Source organism: Brevibacillus sp. RS1.1, from assembly GCF_013284365.1.
Classification (GTDB): domain Bacteria; phylum Bacillota; class Bacilli; order Brevibacillales; family Brevibacillaceae; genus Brevibacillus; species Brevibacillus brevis_D.
On the sequence record NZ_JABSVA010000001.1, the window covers coordinates 843,541 to 862,449 of the forward strand.

The 18,909-nt window shown below is 48.3% G+C and carries 21 protein-coding genes; all 21 read right to left on the minus strand.

All coding sequences use genetic code 11. The annotated features are described in order from the left end of the window. Window positions 1–16: 16 nt before the first annotated feature. Window positions 17–790 carry a YlmH family RNA-binding protein gene (locus tag HP570_RS03865; protein ID WP_173624943.1) on the minus strand — a complete coding sequence of 258 codons (774 nt, stop codon included), beginning with the start codon at window positions 788–790 and terminating at the stop codon, window positions 17–19. A gap of 12 nt (window positions 791–802) precedes the next feature. Beyond that, window positions 803–1,069, minus strand: a complete 267-nt coding sequence (locus HP570_RS03870; RefSeq protein WP_015892081.1) for a YggT family protein — start codon at window positions 1,067–1,069, stop codon at window positions 803–805. Between the two features lie 31 nt (window positions 1,070–1,100). Further along, window positions 1,101–1,529 (minus strand): cell division protein SepF, encoded by a 429-nt coding sequence (locus HP570_RS03875; protein WP_015892082.1) that lies wholly within the window; start codon window positions 1,527–1,529, stop codon window positions 1,101–1,103. A gap of 42 nt (window positions 1,530–1,571) precedes the next feature. Further along, entirely contained in the window at window positions 1,572–2,270 is a 699-nt protein-coding gene (locus HP570_RS03880) for a YggS family pyridoxal phosphate-dependent enzyme (RefSeq protein WP_142496457.1), read from the minus strand. Window positions 2,271–2,290: 20 nt separating this feature from the next. Further along, entirely contained in the window at window positions 2,291–3,121 is an 831-nt protein-coding gene (pgeF, locus tag HP570_RS03885) for a peptidoglycan editing factor PgeF (RefSeq protein ID WP_173624944.1), read from the minus strand. Window positions 3,122–3,201: 80 nt separating this feature from the next. After that, window positions 3,202–3,480 carry a YlmC/YmxH family sporulation protein gene (locus HP570_RS03890; RefSeq protein WP_015892085.1) on the minus strand — a complete coding sequence of 93 codons (279 nt, stop codon included), beginning with the start codon at window positions 3,478–3,480 and terminating at the stop codon, window positions 3,202–3,204. 160 nt (window positions 3,481–3,640) lie between these two features. Beyond that, window positions 3,641–4,420, minus strand: coding sequence for an RNA polymerase sporulation sigma factor SigG (sigG, locus tag HP570_RS03895; RefSeq protein WP_007717728.1), 780 nt, complete (start codon window positions 4,418–4,420; stop codon window positions 3,641–3,643). A 149-nt stretch (window positions 4,421–4,569) separates the two neighbouring features. Then, complete coding sequence (gene sigE, locus HP570_RS03900) at window positions 4,570–5,292, minus strand: RNA polymerase sporulation sigma factor SigE (protein WP_173624945.1); 723 nt, start codon at window positions 5,290–5,292, stop codon at window positions 4,570–4,572. Between the two features lie 2 nt (window positions 5,293–5,294). Continuing rightward, a complete protein-coding gene (gene spoIIGA, locus HP570_RS03905) occupies window positions 5,295–6,257 on the minus strand; it encodes a sigma-E processing peptidase SpoIIGA (protein WP_173624946.1) in 963 nt (320 codons plus the stop codon). Window positions 6,258–6,492: 235 nt separating this feature from the next. After that, a complete protein-coding gene (gene ftsZ / locus HP570_RS03910; RefSeq protein ID WP_015892088.1) occupies window positions 6,493–7,641 on the minus strand; it encodes a cell division protein FtsZ in 1,149 nt (382 codons plus the stop codon). Window positions 7,642–7,768: 127 nt separating this feature from the next. Next, window positions 7,769–9,022 carry a cell division protein FtsA gene (gene ftsA / locus HP570_RS03915; RefSeq protein ID WP_015892089.1) on the minus strand — a complete coding sequence of 418 codons (1,254 nt, stop codon included), beginning with the start codon at window positions 9,020–9,022 and terminating at the stop codon, window positions 7,769–7,771. A gap of 142 nt (window positions 9,023–9,164) precedes the next feature. Continuing rightward, complete coding sequence (locus HP570_RS03920; protein WP_015892090.1) at window positions 9,165–9,512, minus strand: small basic family protein; 348 nt, start codon at window positions 9,510–9,512, stop codon at window positions 9,165–9,167. Between the two features lie 2 nt (window positions 9,513–9,514). Continuing rightward, the gene (locus HP570_RS03925; RefSeq protein ID WP_015892091.1) at window positions 9,515–10,261 is read right to left on the minus strand and encodes a DUF881 domain-containing protein; all 747 of its coding nucleotides are present in this window, start codon (window positions 10,259–10,261) and stop codon (window positions 9,515–9,517) included. Between the two features lie 20 nt (window positions 10,262–10,281). Then, window positions 10,282–10,992: a DUF881 domain-containing protein gene (locus HP570_RS03930; protein WP_173624947.1), complete on the minus strand. Its 711-nt coding sequence runs from the start codon at window positions 10,990–10,992 to the stop codon at window positions 10,282–10,284. A gap of 21 nt (window positions 10,993–11,013) precedes the next feature. Beyond that, complete coding sequence (locus HP570_RS03935; RefSeq protein ID WP_173624948.1) at window positions 11,014–11,808, minus strand: cell division protein FtsQ/DivIB; 795 nt, start codon at window positions 11,806–11,808, stop codon at window positions 11,014–11,016. 131 nt (window positions 11,809–11,939) lie between these two features. Then, window positions 11,940–13,196 (minus strand): UDP-N-acetylglucosamine 1-carboxyvinyltransferase, encoded by a 1,257-nt coding sequence (gene murA / locus HP570_RS03940; RefSeq protein ID WP_015892094.1) that lies wholly within the window; start codon window positions 13,194–13,196, stop codon window positions 11,940–11,942. A gap of 15 nt (window positions 13,197–13,211) precedes the next feature. After that, on the minus strand, window positions 13,212–14,117 hold the full coding sequence (murB, locus tag HP570_RS03945; protein ID WP_173624949.1) for a UDP-N-acetylmuramate dehydrogenase: 906 nt from the start codon (window positions 14,115–14,117) through the stop codon (window positions 13,212–13,214). Window positions 14,118–14,219: 102 nt separating this feature from the next. Next, entirely contained in the window at window positions 14,220–15,323 is a 1,104-nt protein-coding gene (murG, locus tag HP570_RS03950; protein ID WP_173624950.1) for an undecaprenyldiphospho-muramoylpentapeptide beta-N-acetylglucosaminyltransferase, read from the minus strand. Window positions 15,324–15,402: 79 nt separating this feature from the next. Next, complete coding sequence (spoVE, locus tag HP570_RS03955) at window positions 15,403–16,497, minus strand: stage V sporulation protein E (RefSeq protein ID WP_015892097.1); 1,095 nt, start codon at window positions 16,495–16,497, stop codon at window positions 15,403–15,405. Between the two features lie 66 nt (window positions 16,498–16,563). Further along, window positions 16,564–17,928, minus strand: coding sequence for a UDP-N-acetylmuramoyl-L-alanine--D-glutamate ligase (gene murD / locus HP570_RS03960; RefSeq protein ID WP_173624951.1), 1,365 nt, complete (start codon window positions 17,926–17,928; stop codon window positions 16,564–16,566). Next, a complete protein-coding gene (mraY, locus tag HP570_RS03965; RefSeq protein ID WP_015892099.1) occupies window positions 17,925–18,896 on the minus strand; it encodes a phospho-N-acetylmuramoyl-pentapeptide-transferase in 972 nt (323 codons plus the stop codon). The genes murD and mraY overlap by 4 nt, the downstream gene beginning before the upstream one ends. Between the last annotated feature and the right edge of the window lie 13 nt (window positions 18,897–18,909).

Here is an 18,909-nt window from a genome sequence, read left to right on the forward strand (position 1 = left end):
TGCGCCTTGGTCCATCTTATGTAACCAGTCCGACAATCATTCGAATTCGTCCGCTGCGCGTTGGACCTGCTACCTCAAGAATTTTGAACCGACCATAGCCTGCAAGAGATACCATATCCCCCATCTGGAGTTGATAAGACGGATCTTCGATTACTTTCCAGTTGATTTTTACTTTTCCCGCTCGAATTGGCACCAGGGCTTTTGCGCGAGACATATTGTGTACTTCTCCGATGATCGCGTCAATTCGACATGATGGCACGGTGATTGTTTTTTCTACAAACTTGGGTGCAGGAGGTGTGAACGCCTCCCATGCTACCCGCTCAAACTGAACAGATGTCCGGTGAATTTGTGTCACCTGCGCACAGACAAAATCAGCAACTTCCTCTGCTACAATCGTATAGCTGCCCGCTGAATCTGTCAGCATATCTCCGAATTTCTCCCGCTTCATCCCGACACCCAGCATCGCCCCCATCACATCTCGATGCTCCAGCACATGAAAGCGCTGATCTGCCTTGATTGCCAATAAGGTAAGGCGATAATCATCAGGGTCGACTGGGAGGTACTCCGGATGGATGATAATACGAACTCGCTCGGCACCTTCGTATCCTCCATATGGAGAAACCTTTACATCTCTTACTTGTGAGGATAGACTCTGAAAAATCAGCAACTGCCTCGGGTCTACAAAATCAGTAAGGCGCATGGCCTGCTTCCGCTCTACTTGCGTCAGCATTTCCAGCGCCCGTTCAACAAAGGGACGTTCTTCTTTTGAAAAATGGTCAAATATGCTCATCGTTTCACTCGCCTAGAACATGATTTGTTCCAAAATGGCGTACAGGCCAGATTGGGCAAGACGCAGGGCAATCAATGCGACAATCGGGGAGATATCGATGAAGCCGAGCGGTGGGATAAACCGGCGAAATGGCGCCAAATAAGGTTCAACCAGTTTTTCCAGTAACTGACCGATGCCTGTACCTCTCATTTGAGGAACCCATGACATTAAAATGTAAGCAATAATCATGTATTGATATACCGTAAAGGCAAAATTTAAAATCGAAATGACAGCAGTCATTAGCTCACCCTTTTACATTCGTCTTAAATGGCTACTCTTCCAGCACACTGGAGATCGTACCCTGAATATCTACATGGTCAGGTGTGCACACGAAGATCGTGTCTCCGACCTTTTGGATATCACCGTTTAATGCATATACCGTCCCGCTCAAAAAGTCGATAATTCTCTTGGCTTGGTCTTTTTCCACGCGATGAAGATTGACCACAACAGGTCTACGATGACGTAGGTTGTCAGCGATATCCTGTGCGTCGCTGTAATGACGGGGTTCACAGAGAATCAAACGGATTCCCTCCTTTTCCCGTGCTTGAAACGGTACTACGTTGTTAGTTCGACTGATCGCTGGCTGGCGTTTGTGCGAGGACTCTTGCTCTTCTCTTTCCTCTTCCACCGTTGTTGTCTCTTCGATGTATTCCTCGTTTTCTAACCCCAGAAACCCCATCAATTTATTCATAACACCCATACTCTTCCTCCTCTCTTACTCCGTGGTTTGGTCTGCTTTCTTTTACTCCGGCTTGACCAATACCGATCCTAAACGAATATATGTAGCTCCCTCTTCAATGGCCACTTCAAAATCACTAGACATGCCCATGGACAGTTCTTCCACCTGTGCGTGCGGGAATGCCATTTCGTTAATCCGTTGCTTCCACTCATAGAGACCACGGAACACCTGTCTGGCTTCCTCTTGGTTTTCGACAACAGGCGCCATTGTCATTAATCCAACGATACTTATATGTTTCATATTACTGGTTTCGCGCAAAAAAGCCAATACGTCATTGGGACTAAGCCCAAATTTTGTCTCTTCACCGGATATATTGATCTGTAAAAAGCATTTTACGACATGATCCAGTGCTTCACCGCGTCGATTCAACTCTTGTGCCAAAGAAAGTCGATCCAGAGAATGGATGTACGGGAATTTCCCTACGACTTCTTTTGCCTTGTTCGTCTGGAGGTGCCCGATAAAATGCCAGATTCCTTTATCGCCGTGTAGTTCATGCTTGGGCAAGGCATCCTGCACGCGATTTTCTCCGATATTCTCAACGCCTACAGCGAGCAAGTCGCCAATAGCATCTGCGTCGACATACTTGGTTACGGCAATAATTTTTACTTCCTCACGCTTGCGGTTCGCCCGATCGCAAGCAGCCTGAATTCTTGCCTCGATGGATTGCAGTCGTTCTTTTAACAATTCTTGTTCCTTGGTCATAACGAACCCTTCCCTTTCTTCTACAGGTTTTCCTTCCAGCCGATATAGGAAGCCATCCGTCCGGTAGTTCCTTGTATCCCAGCTTCCTTGCGATGAGAGAAAAACAAGTCTGTTCTGCAGCTTGTACACCAATTCGTGGAGAAAATATTCCCGGAAGAAATTCCAACTTCGAGCAATATCGCTGTGTTCAACTGACGGAGGTCCAGCATATATCGATCCCCAGTGGAAGAGATCACTGCTTTTTCCCAATCGCCTGCACAAGTGCGAACCTGCGTCATGATTCGCTCATCGACTTCATAGCAACAGCCGCCAATGGATGGGCCAATTGCGACGAAAATGTCCGCTGGCTTGGCCTGATAGTGCTTCGTCATTGCCTTCACCATTTCCTCGGCAATACGGCCTACTGTTCCCTTCCAGCCTGCGTGGGCAAGTCCGATTGCACCTGATTGAGGGTGTAGAAAATAGAGAGGCACACAATCTGCATAAAACGAGGTCAGCATGACTCCTTCTTCAAGGGTAAACAAACCATCTGTTGCAGAAATGACGTCCTCCAGACTTTCTTTTCCCGCCCCGCCTGCTGTAACCTGGCATACCTGATTCCCATGCACTTGATCGGCGCATGTCCACGCCGAAAATGACATCCCGACTTGTTCTGCCAGCTTGCGTCTATTGGCTACTACGTTCGCAGATTCATCACCCACATGCAGCCCCATATTAAAAGACCCGTACGGTTGTTCACTTTCCCCGCCTGAGCGAATGGTAAACCCCGCCACTAATCCAGGAAATTGTTGCTCCCACTCTGCTAACGATAAGATTGACTTATCCTCTACCCTGACAAATGGCTCTCTCATGTTGTCACCTTCCTCATATGGCTAATCATACCATAGCCGAAAAGAAAAGAAAGGCTATCCGTGCCTTTCTCCCTTTCACGTTAGTATTCATCTCCGCCTGAAGTTTTTACTTCAACTTTAAGTGCTTCTTCCATCCGAACAAGAACCACATCTTTCCCGATCTTCACAATATTGCGCCAAGGAATGACATAATCGTTCCCGGCAGAAAAGAAGCCGAGAAATTTTCCTGGTCCCGGTACGACGATAGCCTCTACGCGCCCGTGACGCAGATCGATCTCCAAATCTGAAATTTGCCCAAGCCGTTTCCCATCGAGAATATTTACCACTTCTTTGGTCTGGAAGTCAGAGATTTTTACCATTCTTCCTCACCTTCTTTTCTCCGTTACTTTCAGTATATGAGTCCAAATAAGAATATGTCCGCTTCTTTGCCAAAAAGTAAGGCGATAGAAATCAAACGTTTCCGCTCGTACAAAAAACCCGAACGGTACAAGACCGCCGGGTCACCTATGTCGTTTCTCATTACGATTGAACGTGCTTTTGCATATGGGCAATTGCCGCTTTTTCTAATCGGGAGACCTGTGCCTGTGAGATACCGATTTCCTCTGCTACTTCCATCTGCGTTTTTCCTTCGTAAAAGCGCATGGATAATATCATTTTTTCTCGGTCACCTAGCCGCTGCATTCCCTCACGAAGTGCAATTTCCTCTACCCACGTGACATCTTTGTTCTTCTCGTCACTAATCTGATCCATGACGTAAATCGGATCGCCACCATCCTGATAAATCGGTTCAAACAATGAAACCGGATCTTGGATCGCATCGAGTGCAAACACGACATCTTCTTTGGCTACGTTCAATTCCTGAGAAATCTCGATAATGGTAGGCTCTCGCGAATGTTTGTTGGTCAAATTGTCACGCACCTGCAAGGCCTTGTACGCGATGTCTCGCAAAGAGCGGGAAACACGAATCGGATTGTTATCCCGTAAATAGCGGCGAATTTCTCCGATGATCATCGGTACGGCATACGTGGAAAACTTCACATTTTGCCCGAGATCAAAGTTGTCGATCGCTTTCATCAACCCGATGCAGCCCACTTGAAACAAGTCATCCACGAACTCTCCGCGATTGTTGAACCGTTGGATTACGCTAAGCACCAATCGCAAGTTGCCGTTGACCAGCTTCTCGCGAGCCGCCAGCTCCCCACTTTGCAGGCGCTCAAACAATTCCCGCATCTCTTTGTTTGTCAACACCGGAAGCTTGGAGGTATCTACCCCGCATATCTCTACCTTATTGCGCGTCACGTCTTTCCCTCCTCGAAGCAAGAAAAAAGTCCCTAACCCGGTTGTCTTGAAAGGCCGCGTAACTGACGCGTAGCCGACCAAGAAGGTGGCAAAAACCACCATCTGTTTCGGTTTAGGAACAGTATCCCCCCAAGCTGGGAAAATATGCGTTAGACCATCTTGTTGAATTCTTTTCGCAACCGTTTTATAATTCGCTTTTCCAAACGCGAAATATACGACTGTGAGATTCCCAACAAATCAGCTACATCCTTTTGTGTCTTTTCCTCTTCTCCCGCCAAGCCGAAGCGCAGCTCCATGATAATTCTCTCGCGGTCAGACAGTTTATCCAGTGCTTTTTTCAGCAGCTTTCGATCCACTTGGTCCTCGATGTTTTTATAAATCGTGTCATTTTCCGTACCCAGAACATCTGAGAGCAACAGCTCATTGCCATCCCAGTCAATGTTAAGGGGTTCATCAAAAGATACCTCTGAACGAATTTTATTATTTCGGCGAAGATACATGAGGATTTCGTTTTCGATACAACGAGAAGCATACGTTGCCAGCTTGATGTTCTTGTCTGGATCAAAGGTATTCACTGCCTTGATCAAGCCGATGGTGCCTATGCTAACCAAGTCCTCAATGTTAATTCCCGTATTCTCAAACTTGCGGGCGATGTAAACGACCAGACGAAGATTGCGTTCAATCAATATACCGCGGACAGCCGGATCACCAGACGGCAGTCGTCCGAGCAGCAGCTCCTCTTCTTCTCTGGTCAACGGTGGAGGCAATGCTTCACTCCCGCCAATATAATAGACTTCTTCGGCGCGTACACCAAGCCAGAGCAAGATTCGGTACCAGGTCAATTGGAGTTGTAGGCGAAGTTTTACATACATGATTAGCCCTCCTGTTTGAGAATAAAGGTTGATTCCTCTGTATAAGTTTCCATCATGGCTGGGTGCACGATGGCCTGATACTTGCCATCAGCAGCCAAGGGGATCGGGTTAAGCCCGATTAGCACCCGTTCTGTTTCAAAACGAATCCCGTCTTGCACGACCATGACACGGTCTGGCTTGATTGCGAGTAAAAAATCCATTCCTCTTGACACACTACGATACGGGATCAAGCGTACCCGAGACTGCCATTCCAGCGGCAAATGGTCCCAAGATCCGTCCAGCTTCTCCCACACTCCACCGTTTTCATCGGCTTGTCGGAGAAGCGACGGCGGAAGCAAATGTGCGAACATGCGATTTTCTATAATCATGACGGGTATGCGTGTAATCGGCTCGTGGAGCTGGTTTCCTGTGTCCACAAGTCCACGGCAAATGACTTTTTCCCCTGCTAGCGTGACGACGACATCGACAAGAAAGGTTTCGATTCTTCGTGGCTCCTGGATTGCACGGTAGCTCCTTTTCCCGAGGAAAAAGATCAGGATAAAACCGACCAGGACAATCCCCAAAGTAGGCTTGAATCCGACGCCAAACCCATCATTATGCGTGACAACCAGTCCATTGACAATTTCACTCTGCGGTGCCAAAAAATACTGTAGCCCAAACACTCCCCCTCCGAACACAAATGCGACGAAGTAAAAAATGATCAAGTTTTGCGCAAAGGACAACAACCTCCTGTTCCCAAAAGCAATCCACAGCATGATGACAGAAAAGAGTAGTTTGACCCACCATTGGTACATGGAAGAAAACACAGGAAAAAAGAAAAAGACCAGATACGCGGAGCCAAACAGAGAGGCGAGTATCATTCTCCACCACACCATGCGCTCTTTGCGAAAATAAGCAGTAAACCAGAGTAACAAGGTATCAATAGCCACATTCAGGAGTAGAATGATATCAAGATACACAACCACTTGCTTTCCCCCTCATCTTTTGACCGACTTGGCAGCAAGCATGTGTCCTAGCAAAAATGGTAAATAGTAGGACGACTTCTATCAGTAAAAGCAGTATATATCAATGTGTATGTAAAGTCTGTCAATTCTTGACGGTGTTTTTTTGGTTTTTTTGTCTAACATTTTTCATCTAATCAACGAAAAAAAGCCTTGTCCCCACTGACGGGAACAAGGCTTTTGACAGTCATTTATCACTTTAGTTTTTGTTGCGGCGACGATTGCGCAGGAATGCTGGAATATCCAGATTATCCAGGTTACCCATGGAGAAGAAGGACTTGTCTTCCTCTTCTTCCTTCGCACGGCTGTTATTCGTATTGGAAACTGGTGTCGGACGATTGCCAGGCGTGTTGATCGGCTGTTGTTGACGGCGCGGAGCTTCCGCCGCGCGTTGACTATGCTCGAAGCCTGTAGCAATTACGGTCACTACCAATTCATTTTTCAGATCCTCGTTAATCACCGCACCAAAAATCATGTTAACATCTGGGTCAGATGCAGAAGATACGATGTCGGCTGCTTCGTTTACTTCGTACAGGCTCAGGTTGGTCCCGCCAGTGATGTTCATGAGAACACCGCGTGCACCATCAATCGCAGTCTCGAGAAGTGGGCTGGAAATAGCCCGACGTGCAGCTTCAGCCGCACGATTTTCGCCACTGCTTACACCGATACCCATGAGAGCAGAGCCGCGCTCAGTCATGATCGTCTTCACGTCAGCGAAGTCCAAGTTGATCAGTCCAGGTACCGCAATCAGATCGGAAATACCTTGAACCCCTTGTCGCAGTACGTTGTCAACTTCGCGGAATGCTTCGAGCATTGGCGTATTTTTATCAACGATTTCCAAAAGACGGTCGTTAGGAATCACGATCAGTGTGTCTACTTTTTCTTTCAGAGCAGCGATACCGATCTCACCGTGCTGGGAACGTCTGCGACCCTCGAAAGAGAACGGACGAGTTACTACACCAACTGTAAGAGCACCCATTTCTTTGGCGATCTCTGCAACAACAGGTGCTGCACCTGTACCCGTACCTCCACCCATACCGGCAGTTACGAATACCATGTCAGCTCCACGCAAAGCGTTCTCAATCAAATCACGGCTTTCTTCCGCCGCTTTTTTACCGATCTCAGGATTCGCACCTGCTCCCAGTCCACGTGTCAATTTTTCCCCGATTTGCAGCTTGATATCTGCACTGGAGAGCTGAAGTGCTTGCGCGTCAGTGTTCAAGGTGATGAATTCTACACCCTTTACTCCACCGGCGATCATGCGGTTTACTGCGTTGCTACCTCCGCCCCCGCAACCAATAACTTTAATTCGTGCAAAGGATTCCAAGTCCATATCAAATTCCAGCATATTGCTAGTCCTCCCCAACTTCAACATAAGAAAACTTCGTGGCTACAGAAGCCTGTCAACTAAACACAATGGAACGAATCGATACCCGTCTTCGTCCTTGTAGTTAAGCTCGATAAAGCGAACTCCATTAAATAAATTCGCTAAACCAGTTTTTTACTTTTTCCATCAAACCGCCGCCTTCTTTTGGCTTAGACGAGACGGTTTGCTTCTGAGTGCCCTTGAATGAGGGGGTGACGCGAATGCTGCGGCGCTCCATCAACTGCAAGGCATATTGAATCAAACCTACCCCGGTGGTGTAGGCAGGATCTCGCACTCCGATGTAATCAGGAATCGCAATTCGAACAGGTGCGTCCAATTCTTCTTTTGCCAATTCCAACATGCCCGGCATAGCTACGGTACCACCCGTAAGAACATAGCCACCTGCAATTTCGTCGCGATAGCCCAATTTGTATACAGCATCCTCGACTAATTGGAATATTTCCGCAGCGCGCGGCTCGATAATATTGGCCAAATCCACTTGCGTAAATTGCTTTTCAACTTCACTGCCAATCCGGTTCACCTTGAACTTCACATCTTCGGATGCTTCGTCAATAAGGGCACAGCCGTTTTTGGTTTTCACACGATCTGCCACATCTGTATGCGTTCGCAGTCCGAGTGAAATATCGCTCGTAATGTGGTCGCCACCGATGCCGATCACGGTGGTCGCTGCCAGTTTCCCTTGCTCGAATACACCGATCGTGGTAGAACCCGCACCGATGTCGACAAGAACGACACCCATATTTTTGTCATCTTTTGATAGAGCAACAGTGCTAGCCGCAAGCGGTTGCAAGAATATTCCAGCTACACGCAGATTAGTTCGTTGAGCACAGCGAACGATGTTATGTACGACCGTTTTCAACCCGGTCACAATGGTCCCTTCCATTTCCAGTCGGACACCAATCATCCCACGAGGGTCCTTAATGCTCCCTTGTCCATCAACGATGTACTCCTTTGGGACTACCTCGATGATTTCACGGTCTGGAGGAATAGCCACGACCTTCGCTGCCTGAATTACGCGTTGAATATCTTCTTCTCGTATCTCACGGTCTTCGCTGGATACAGCGACAACCCCTTGGGTTTCATGCAGATCGATATGGTTTCCAGTGATCCCAACATACACTTCTTCGATTGAAACGCCAACCATGCGTTCCGCATGATCAACCGCTTCCCGGATGGCATGCACGGTTTGGTCGATGTCTACAATCACGCCCTTCTTGATTCCTTCTGAGTGTGATTGTCCGACGCCGATGATGTTGATGGAACCATTGTTGATCTCGCCGATCATGACGCGTACTTTGGATGTTCCAATGTCTAGGCTGACTATGAGTTCATTGCTTACCAAACCTGTGACACCTCCCCTGCTACGTCTTTTTTCTTGCTAAAGTGAGAACACCTGCATAAATTATTCCACACAGGACAACCATTCCCTTTTTTTCTTATTGATTTTTTGCAAAAAAATGACCATCTTCCCATTTTTCTTCGCGTTATTCTTGCTGATTGATCCATTTGGATAGAACAATTCTCCTAATGACAGCGAGATTGTTGAACAAACGGACCCCGAAAGCCACGATCGCAGCCAAATACAGATCAATCCCCAAGTACCCTCCAATGAAGGCCAAGCCTGCTGCAAAAAGTGTGTTGAAAAAGAATCCAGACATGAAAATACGAACGTTAAAAGTACGCTCTAAAAACGAACGAATCCCCCCAAAGATCGTATCCAATCCAGCCAAGAGGGCTATTGATAGATAGCTGCTATACTCCTGGGGCACACGCCAATCCAGTAGGAAGCCGACAACAAGACCGACAATCAGTCCGATAAGCGGGAGCCACATGGTTACGAATCTCCTTTTTGTTTTACAGGTTTCATAAATTGAATGACACGAGTTTCATTATTCGCTGAAATCATCAGCTTGTCCCGTTTTTCTGCCAGCACCTTTTTATTCGCCAGCTGGAAGTTTTCCTCTACGCCCTCCAGCTTCAATGCGGACAACAATACTTCAGGCTCCCCCAATGCTTTTATCTCATACGGAGCCCTGATCGTCCTGGTATCGATTTGGATGACGTCTCCCACATTGCGGATCGCAGTGGTAGCAATCAGTCGATGGCCATTAATAGAAACAGCTTGTGCTCCGTTTGCAAACAGGATATTTACCAACCAGCGCAAATCTTCATCGTCAATCGTATAGTCTCCTACAACAGGCACAGGCATATGTCCATCCCCAACTGGTTCTGCAGGTGTATGGGCATCGACAACATCAATAACGATGCCTTCTCCCTCCATCCCTACCATTCCAGCCATTCGGCGAGTCCGTGCCAACTCCTCTTTCATAACGGAGATACTTTCATCTTCACTGAGTGAGGTTTCGTATTGGTAGTACAGCTGATTATACTTTGAAATGTCTGCGAGCAGGTTTTTGTGTTTCTCCAGTTCTTTTTGCAACGTGGTCCGAAGTTCCGCGATGCTGCGAGACTCTTTATGAACAGGATGAAGACTGCTTCGTAATTGCACAGTCAACATCACACCTATGATAGCACTAATGATGGCAAGAATAAATGTGATTTTACGGCTTTTTTGTAACATAGGTAAACGCATCCTTTTATTTAGGAGTGTTTCGTTTTCGCGTCACCAACAAAGGCAGGTAGTTCGACCCGCTCTTTTTTGGCTATGCTTATTTGTACAAAATCTTGCAAGGAGTGTAAAACACCTCCCGGTAAATTCAAAGCACTGTCTAGTGTGTCGGGATTCCCTATCGCTGTTACCACGAATGGAGCGGCCGATTTGATGCCGTTTACGATAATCGTTGGTCCAATGCAACGAATTTCGGAATTGCTTACCACACGCTGCCCGTTAATGCTGATGGCCTCTGCTCCTGCTGCACGCAGTTCATTTACGACCAGGCGTACGTCCTGCTCATGCACGATGTAGTTTGCGATGTCTGTGCTGTTCGCTGCATTCTGGCTATCCTGCATCGTTATGACAATACCTGGCCCTTCGACAGCTACTACCCCTGCTAGCATCCGCGCTGCATCCAGTTGACTGAGTGTTTCAGCAGCCTCCGATTTGCGCTCCGCCATCGCCTCTTCCACTTTTCCCACCTGACGTTGCAAATCGAGCAGTTGATTTTCCAGATGCCGATTTTGCTCCTTTTCAGCCAAAATCCGGTCATTCAATTGCGTTTCCTGTTGGAACAGCTGATCATTCATCCGTTCTTTGCGGGTAAGCTTGTTCGTTTCGAAGGAAGTGGCCACTAGAAAGCCGGTAGATAACGTCACGATGGTTAAATACAAATGAAATTTGCGACGACGACTCATGTCTACTTTCCCCTTTTTCATTTACTGCTGTGGCTGCTGTGGCTGCTCTTGCCCTTCCTGTATAGGAATAGCCCCTTGAGCCCCGTACGGAATAAACCACGGTTGCTCAAACAAAGAGAGCACCCCTTTTGTATCTGGCGGCAATTGTTTCATGATCGCCGGGTACCAGTTCATCATCTTGTCCAGCTTGTAGATGACGCTTCTTACTTCATTCCCGTCGCGCATGTACAGCGTTATGCGTTGCTTGTCGTAAACCGTCGGCGTCAATGTAATATCTGAAATCTCCGCAAGTACATTTGGCGATAATTTCGATAGCGACTTGGCGAGATGGGGAAGGAGCTCCGGTGAGGCCCACGAGCTAATCAATGGCCTGTCCACTACGCGCTTGGCGAAATTAACCTGTTTGAGCACATAGCCATTGTCCAGTAAGGCATAGCGGCTTCCGTCCTGCCCACTCCAAAAAGCGACGCGCTTTTGTTCGGTTATATGTAGCGTGATCAACCCGGGGAAAGAACGGCTCACCGTCACATCTTTAATGGCCTCTAATGGTTTCAAGTTATTTCGTACACTGTTCTCCCATACGTTTAGAAACTGCATGTCCTTCATTAGGCCAGATTCTGTAATGACTTGCTCTGCCGTATAAATATCATTACCAGTCACTCGAATCTCTTGCACCTTACTGTAAGGGGAACGGATAAAAACGATGATGAGAATGGTAAGAAAAAACAATACCAGCAGAAAGACCAGTTTGCGGTTGCCCCTTCTTCTGGGGCGTTGTTGCTTGACTTGCGGAATGCGTTCCTCATATACCGCCATGGCCGTACCCTTCCTCTTGTTTTTTAGGCTCATTGCCCAGAGCAAAGTAAATTACTGGATGTCCTTCGAATAAATGTCATTTAACAAAACAGGGAAAGCGGCATAACATTATGCCGCCCACTCTCCCTCGGTTACATCGATACTCGTGATATATCGGCTCCTAATTGACGCAACTGCTCTTCCAGCCGATCGTATCCACGATCAATATGATGGATCTGGTTCACCGTGGTAATACCTTCTGCAGCAAGCCCCGCGAGGACTAAGGCAGCACCTGCTCGAAGATCAGTAGCTTCGACATTCGTAGCGGTCAATTTATTGACACCCCGAATAATTGCGGAGCCAAGATCAACGTATATAGAGGCGCCCATTCGCGCCAATTCATTCACATGTTTGAATCTTCCTTCAAAAATGGTCTCTTTAATGACACTCGTTCCCCTAGCCTGTGACAGAAACACCATCAGCTGCGCCTGCAAATCGGTCGGAAACCCGGGATATGGCGAGGTGATGATCCGGTCGTAGGCACGTGGACGGGAGGTGCTTTTGATTTCCATTATATCATGGCGGGTCTTGATTTCAACACCGCAGCTACGGGCGACCTCAATCAATGCCATCAATTGCTCAGGCAGTGTATTGGTCAATTCGATATGTCCCTGTGAAATACCGACAGCCAGCAGATAAGTTCCTGTCACAATCCTGTCCGGTATGATCCGGTAACTGACGGAACGCAAACGAGGTACACCACTGATCTCAATCGTATCGGTGCCCGCCCCTCTGATCCTTGCTCCCATTGCATTCAGGAAATTCTGGAGGTCGATGATTTCCGGCTCACGTGCTGCATTACAAATTCGGGTAGTGCCTTTTGCCAGCACAGCCGCCATCATGATATTTTCCGTCGCGCCCACACTGGGGAAGGAAAGAAAGATATTGGACCCACGCAATTGTTTGGCCCGAAATGTAATGTAACCTTCCGATTCTTCAATTTTGGCTCCTAGCGCTGTCAATCCAGCCAAATGCAAGTCAATCCTGCGCTCTCCAATGTCACATCCACCTGGCCTGGAAATCGTGACCTCACCCAGACGTGCCAGGAGTGGTCCCGCCAAAAAAATCGAAGATCGCATTTGGCTCATTAAATCATCCGGCACCTGCGGGACACAGACAGACGTTGTATCCAGATCGACACATCCGTCCTCATGCTTCGTATTCGCCCCAAGCAACGTCAAGATTTCGAGCATGACCTTAATGTCTTTTAGATGGGGGACGTCATAGATATAGAATTGCCCTTCCGCGAGCACAGCAGCGGCAAGAATGGGAAGAGCAGCGTTCTTAGCACCTTGGATCCGAAGCGAACCGGACAGAGGTCTTCCGCCTTCGATCGCAAAAGTCTCCAAACTTTCACCTCCGTGTTACCCCTCGCCCACCACCAGGACTTCCGGATGCAGGTCAATCCCATTTTTCTCGAGAATCGTGCTCCGAACGTGATTAATCAAGGTGAGGACGTCGGCAGCCGTTGCTCCTCCGCAATTCACGATGAAGTTGGAGTGTTTTTCTGAAACCTGAGCTCCTCCGATCTGATAGCCCTTCAGCCCAGCTGCTTCAATCAGGCGACCTGCGTGGTCATTAGGCGGATTTCGGAACACACTGCCAGCACACGGCATCTGCAATGGCTGCGTATTGCGCCGTCGTTCCTTATTGACAGCGAGTGTGGCCGCAATCTCCTTGCGGTCGCCCGTCCTCAATTGAAAACGGGCCTCTAGCACGATCCCTTTTTGCTTTTGCAAAAGAGAAGTCCGGTAGCTAAAGCTCAGTTCCTCATTACTCAACACTTTACTTTCGCCGTTTTCGAAAAGGACCTCGGCCTCAATAAGAATACGTGAAAGATCAGATCCGTGTGCCCCCGCATTCATATAGACGGCGCCGCCTACCGTACCAGGAATCCCTCCTGCAAACTCCATACCTGTTAATCCCATCTTGCCTGTCTCCACCGCCAGGCGGATCATGGAATATCCGGCACCCACACACACCTCTTCGCCCCTGAACTCACAGTGGCTCAAGCCCTCGGCCACTTTAAGCACGGCTCCACGTATCCCTCTGTCCCTCACCAGAAGGTTTGAACCGCGCCCGATTACACTCCAAGGAATTTCATGACGATGGATGATCTGCAAGGCCTTTTGCAAGGATGCTTTATCCTTGGGTTGGATTAACAAATCAGCAGGACCCCCGATCCGCCACGTTGTATGATTAGCAAGGGGTTCATCGGTCCACACTTTTTCGATTCCTGCTTGCATGAGCTCATCTGCGATTTTTTTCATTTGTGAACCTCCTGATACGTTTGCTAGGTCGGACCTAGTCTTCTCACGTGTTTGCTCCATACTATGCTTTCGCCCAGATCGGCGTGACAATCGCCTATCTGATCATTTTTTTCGTGTCATCGCCTCTAATTGACGAACGATCTCCGTCGCTGCTTGCGGCATACCCAAGGAAAGTGAACTATTTTTCATCTCTTCCCATTTCGCTGGATTGGTAAGGATATTTTCCAAGGAAAGTAGCAAGCTCTCTCCGGTAAGGTCACGCTCAACGATAACATGAGCGGCCCCTACGCGCTCCAATCCCCTTGCATTTTTCTCTTGATGGTTGTTCGTGACGTACGGGGACGGAATCAAGATTGAAGGCACACCTAGTGCCGTTATTTCTGCCAAGGTAGATGCTCCTGCGCGACCAACCAATACATGCGTCGCTGCTAAAACATCCGGCATATTATGGACGAACGGAAGCACAGAAATGTTACTTGGAAGTGTTCCTCGTTCACCAAGCTGTGCCGAAATCGCCTCAAAATGAACATCGCCCGTCACATATACAAAATGAGTATCGGTGTATTTACCTAACTGCGTAACAACCGAAAGCACTGCCTCATTGATTGCACGCGCTCCCCTGCTGCCACCAAAGATCAGCACGATTTTTTTGCTATTGTCCACACCCAAAAAGCTTCGACCCACCTCGGCATTACCGTGCATAACTTCCGTTGCACGTGGATTTCCGGTCAGTACCGTTTTAGACGGGGGAAAATGGGCGAGCGATTCTTTGAACGAAACGGCCACCCGAGTAACTGAGCGAGAAAGGAACTTGTTGGTCAAGCCCGGCACTACGTTTTGCTCATGGATCAACGTTGGAATCCCCAAGCGCGAAGCTGCATATACGACTGGACCACATACGTAGCCACCCGTACCAATTACGACATCCGGTTTGAACTCGCGCAGCATTTTCTTGGCATCCCCAACAGCCCGGACGAATTTCCACAAGGTCTTCAAGTTGTCCAACGACAGCTTGCGTTTCAATCCGCTAATTTCTACGGATTGGAAAGGAATATTGGATCGCGGAACCAAACCTGCTTCCAAGCCTTTTTTACTGCCAATATACAAAAAGGCAGCCTGCGGATATTGACGAGAAACCTCCCTCGCCACCGCAAGCGCCGGATAAATATGTCCACCTGTGCCACCGCCTGTTAAGACGACACGCATTACGTTCACACCCTTTTTTGAGAAGGAGTAGCAATAGGCTGCTTTACATTCTTATTGCGTACTCCTGTTGAGGTTTCTGTTATCGAGAAAAACGAGAGATGTTCAACAAGACACCTACACCTGTGAGCATCAGTGTCAGCGAAGAACCACCGTAGCTTAGGAACGGCAACGTGATTCCAGTCACCGGAAACATTCCTGTCACAACACCAATATTGATGACAACCTGGATGGCAATCATGCCAATGATCCCTAGCGCAAGCAGGCTTCCGAACAAATCTGGAGCCGTAATTGCCGTTCGCATTCCCCTCCACAACAAGAGGAGAAATAGCAGGAGAATGAGCGTGCCTCCGATAAAGCCCAGCTCCTCCGCGACAATCGAGAAAATAAAATCATTGTAAGGCTCAGGCAAGTACAGATGCTTCTGTCTGCTTTGTCCAAGGCCAAGACCCAACAAACCGCCGGGACCTATTGCGTAAAGAGATTGGATGATTTGATAGCCCGTATTGAGCGGATCAGACCACGGATCGAGGAAGGACGTAATCCTTTTGATTCGATAAGGCGCTGACAAAACCAAGCCGATGAAGCCAACAACTCCGATCATTCCCAAACCGACAAAATGACTAATCCGCGCACCTGACGCAAAAATCATAACGACGGCGGTTCCCATCAAAACCGTCCCGGTTCCCAAATCCGGTTGCAGCATGATCAAACCAAAACACAGAACGGGAATTCCCAAGGCAGGCAGAAGACCTTTTCGGAATAAGACAATTTGCTTCTGATTATCTGAGAGCCACTTCGCCAGAAATGCAACGACGCCCAGTTTCGCAAATTCCCCTGGTTGAATTCCAAAAGCACCGAAACCAAGCCAGCTTTTCGAGCCATTTACTTCGATCCCGATAATCAAAACCAAAATCAACAGACCGATGCTTACCAAATACCCTGGCTTGGCCCATTGCTTCCACACCCAGTAATCGATATTCATCGTAATGTACATGGATGTAATCCCTAACAGAGCGAAGATCAGTTGCCGCTTGGCGAAAAAATACGGATCGGAAAACGGCGGCTTTTGCGCCACGATCGCGCTGGCGCTATACACCATCACGATGCCAATTCCCAATAAAAAAAGTGTTGCAAAAATAATTACGAAGTCGGGGGCAGAGCGTACCTTGCTCATTGTGCCAGGTCATCCTTTCTCATGCCGTCCCGCTTTTGTCATATTCGTGATGATACCAGTGGGACGTTATGCTAGGCTTGTTTTAAGTCTATGCACGCCGTCCTTAAACATGCTCCCCCTTGTCTCAAACGAAGGAAACATGTCCCAACTCGCACAAGCAGGGCTCAGTAAGACCACATCACCTGATTCGGCCAACTGGGAAGCAGCAAGAACGGCTTTTTCCACAGTATCGACATGGATCCGCTCATTAATCCCTGCTTCCTGCGCACGTTCCAGTAAAATCGGAGCCGTTTGCCCGAGAGCGATGACTGCTTTTACCCGACCTTGGATCACTGGCAGCAGTTCCCGAAAATCAACACCACGATCCAGCCCACCGCAAATCCATACGACCGGCTCCTTGCACGCTTGCAAAGCGCGCGATGCCGCTTCCGGGTTGGTCGCTTTTGAATCATTGAAGTATTTGACACCGCGAATCGAGTCCACGAACTCCATCCGGTGCTCTACCCCTGGGAAGGTAGTAAGAACTTGTATAATCGATTGCTTGTCCGCGCCTGCGAGCTTCGCAACCAGAATCGCTGCCAGTGCGTTGTCCAAATGAGGAACGGTAATATCCGCGATCGCAACGATTGGCTCTGTATTCCCATTCCCATCCGCAAACAGGATCAAACCATCCTTGACAAAAGCTCCCTTTGGCACCTCTTGACTCTTGCTAAAGTAGTAGATGGATGCAGGGAGGTCTTTGCATTTTTCTACGATCTCTGGTTGGTCATATGGCAAAATAGCTGCGTCTTCTGCCGTTTGGTTAGCAAACATTTTCAGTTTGGCTGCCAAATACTCTTCCATGGTGTGATGGTAATCCAAATGAGCAGGATACAGATTGAGCAAAACACCGATATGCGGGCGGAACTCTCTCGTCCCCATCAGTTGGAAGCTACTCAATTCAGCAACGAGCCATTCGTCGGGACCAGCTTCCTCCGCCAGGCCGCACAATACGGTACCAATGTTGCCTCCTACCTTCGCATCCAGACCCGCTTCTTTGAAAATCAGTCCGACGAGCGTCGTAGTCGTGGTCTTGCCATTGGAGCCTGTAATGCCGATAATCGGTGCCTTGGCAATCTGGGAGGCCAGCTCCACCTCCGTCACAACAGGAATACCGAGTGCCTGCGCCTGCTTGACGGGTGCTGCTTCATACGGAATCCCCGGATTTTTGACCACAAGGGATACGCCTTCATGAATGAGATCATCGGGATGATAACCACAAATGACCGGAATCCCCAACGATTCCAGCTCTTCTACCCCGACCGCTTCTTCACGTGGCTTTTTATCATTTACGACGACATGAGCACCAAAGCGGTGTAGCAGTTTTGCCACTGCGACACCGCTCTTTGCCATACCAATAACGACGACATGCTTATTATGAAAACGCATCATCTGATTGTCACCACCTCAAGGTATACACCCAATCCAGCAAAGAACATACCGACGAGCCAAAACGTGACAACCACGCGCCACTCTGACCAGCCTGTTAATTCAAAATGATGATGCAGGGGACTCATACGGAAAATACGCTTTCCACGTGTCTTAAAGGAGACTACCTGCATAATAACAGAGAGCGTCTCGACAACGAATACCCCACCGATAATAGCCAAAAGTAATTCCGTCTTGGTCATGATTGCAATTCCCGCGAGCGCTCCACCAAGTCCAAGTGAACCCGTATCACCCATGAAGACGCGTGCCGGATGCGCATTGAAGACGAGGAAACCAAGTACCGCACCTACAACAGCCGCACTAAAAATAGCAGTGTCATAATCTTGACCAAACCATGCGATGATCGCATAAGCACCAAAAGCAATCGCTCCCGTCCCTGCCAATAGTCCATCTAATCCATCTGTGATGTTAACGGCATTCGTTGTACCTACCAAGAGGAACAACAGGAATGGGAAGTAAAAATAGCCGAGCTCGAGCTTCCACGGTGTACCTGGCAGATGGATGGACGTGTCATGCCCCATCATAAGCAGCAAAATATAAGCGCCGATTGCCAAGACAATCTGACCAGCAAACTTCTGTTTGGCAGTCAACCCGAGGTTGCGTTTTTTCTTGATTTTGATGAAATCATCCAAAAACCCGATTAAACCGTATCCGAGGGTCACCAATAACAGGAAGTAAATTTCCATTTTCGCATTGGCAAACTTCAACACGGTAAATATGAGTGCCAAAAGAATGATGGTGCCTCCCATGGTGGGAGTTCCAGCCTTCTTAAAATGGGATTGCGGTCCTTCCTCACGAATTGCCTGCCCAAATTTCAGGCGGCGAAGGAAGGGAATAAACAATGGGCCAATGAGTACGGCGATGAGAAACGCAGCGACGATCGTGACGATTAGGACGTTGTCAACGAACATGCCCGAGCCTCCT

Excerpts from the sequence above, each read along its gene's own strand:
- murG (WP_173624950.1), bottom strand. The coding sequence starts at position 15,323 with ATGCGTGTCGTCTTAACAGGCGGTGGCACAGGTGGACATATTTATCCG.
- spoVE (WP_015892097.1), bottom strand. The coding sequence starts at position 16,497 with ATGAGCAAGGTACGCTCTGCCCCCGACTTCGTAATTATTTTTGCAACA.
- HP570_RS03930 (WP_173624947.1), bottom strand. The coding sequence starts at position 10,992 with ATGAGTCGTCGTCGCAAATTTCATTTGTATTTAACCATCGTGACGTTA.
- HP570_RS03920 (WP_015892090.1), bottom strand. The coding sequence starts at position 9,512 with ATGTGGCTCCCGCTTATCGGACTGATTGTCGGTCTTGTTGTCGGCTTC.
- HP570_RS03935 (WP_173624948.1), bottom strand. The coding sequence starts at position 11,808 with ATGGCGGTATATGAGGAACGCATTCCGCAAGTCAAGCAACAACGCCCC.
- pgeF (WP_173624944.1), bottom strand. The coding sequence starts at position 3,121 with ATGAGAGAGCCATTTGTCAGGGTAGAGGATAAGTCAATCTTATCGTTA.
- HP570_RS03870 (WP_015892081.1), bottom strand. The coding sequence starts at position 1,069 with ATGACTGCTGTCATTTCGATTTTAAATTTTGCCTTTACGGTATATCAA.
- HP570_RS03890 (WP_015892085.1), bottom strand. The coding sequence starts at position 3,480 with ATGGTAAAAATCTCTGACTTCCAGACCAAAGAAGTGGTAAATATTCTC.
- ftsZ (WP_015892088.1), bottom strand. The coding sequence starts at position 7,641 with ATGCTGGAATTTGATATGGACTTGGAATCCTTTGCACGAATTAAAGTT.
- HP570_RS03925 (WP_015892091.1), bottom strand. The coding sequence starts at position 10,261 with ATGTTACAAAAAAGCCGTAAAATCACATTTATTCTTGCCATCATTAGT.
- HP570_RS03865 (WP_173624943.1), bottom strand. The coding sequence starts at position 790 with ATGAGCATATTTGACCATTTTTCAAAAGAAGAACGTCCCTTTGTTGAA.
- HP570_RS03875 (WP_015892082.1), bottom strand. The coding sequence starts at position 1,529 with ATGGGTGTTATGAATAAATTGATGGGGTTTCTGGGGTTAGAAAACGAG.
- sigE (WP_173624945.1), bottom strand. The coding sequence starts at position 5,292 with ATGTATGTAAAACTTCGCCTACAACTCCAATTGACCTGGTACCGAATC.
- murB (WP_173624949.1), bottom strand. The coding sequence starts at position 14,117 with ATGAAAAAAATCGCAGATGAGCTCATGCAAGCAGGAATCGAAAAAGTG.
- mraY (WP_015892099.1), bottom strand. The coding sequence starts at position 18,896 with ATGTTCGTTGACAACGTCCTAATCGTCACGATCGTCGCTGCGTTTCTC.
- murD (WP_173624951.1), bottom strand. The coding sequence starts at position 17,928 with ATGATGCGTTTTCATAATAAGCATGTCGTCGTTATTGGTATGGCAAAG.
- HP570_RS03880 (WP_142496457.1), bottom strand. The coding sequence starts at position 2,270 with ATGACCAAGGAACAAGAATTGTTAAAAGAACGACTGCAATCCATCGAG.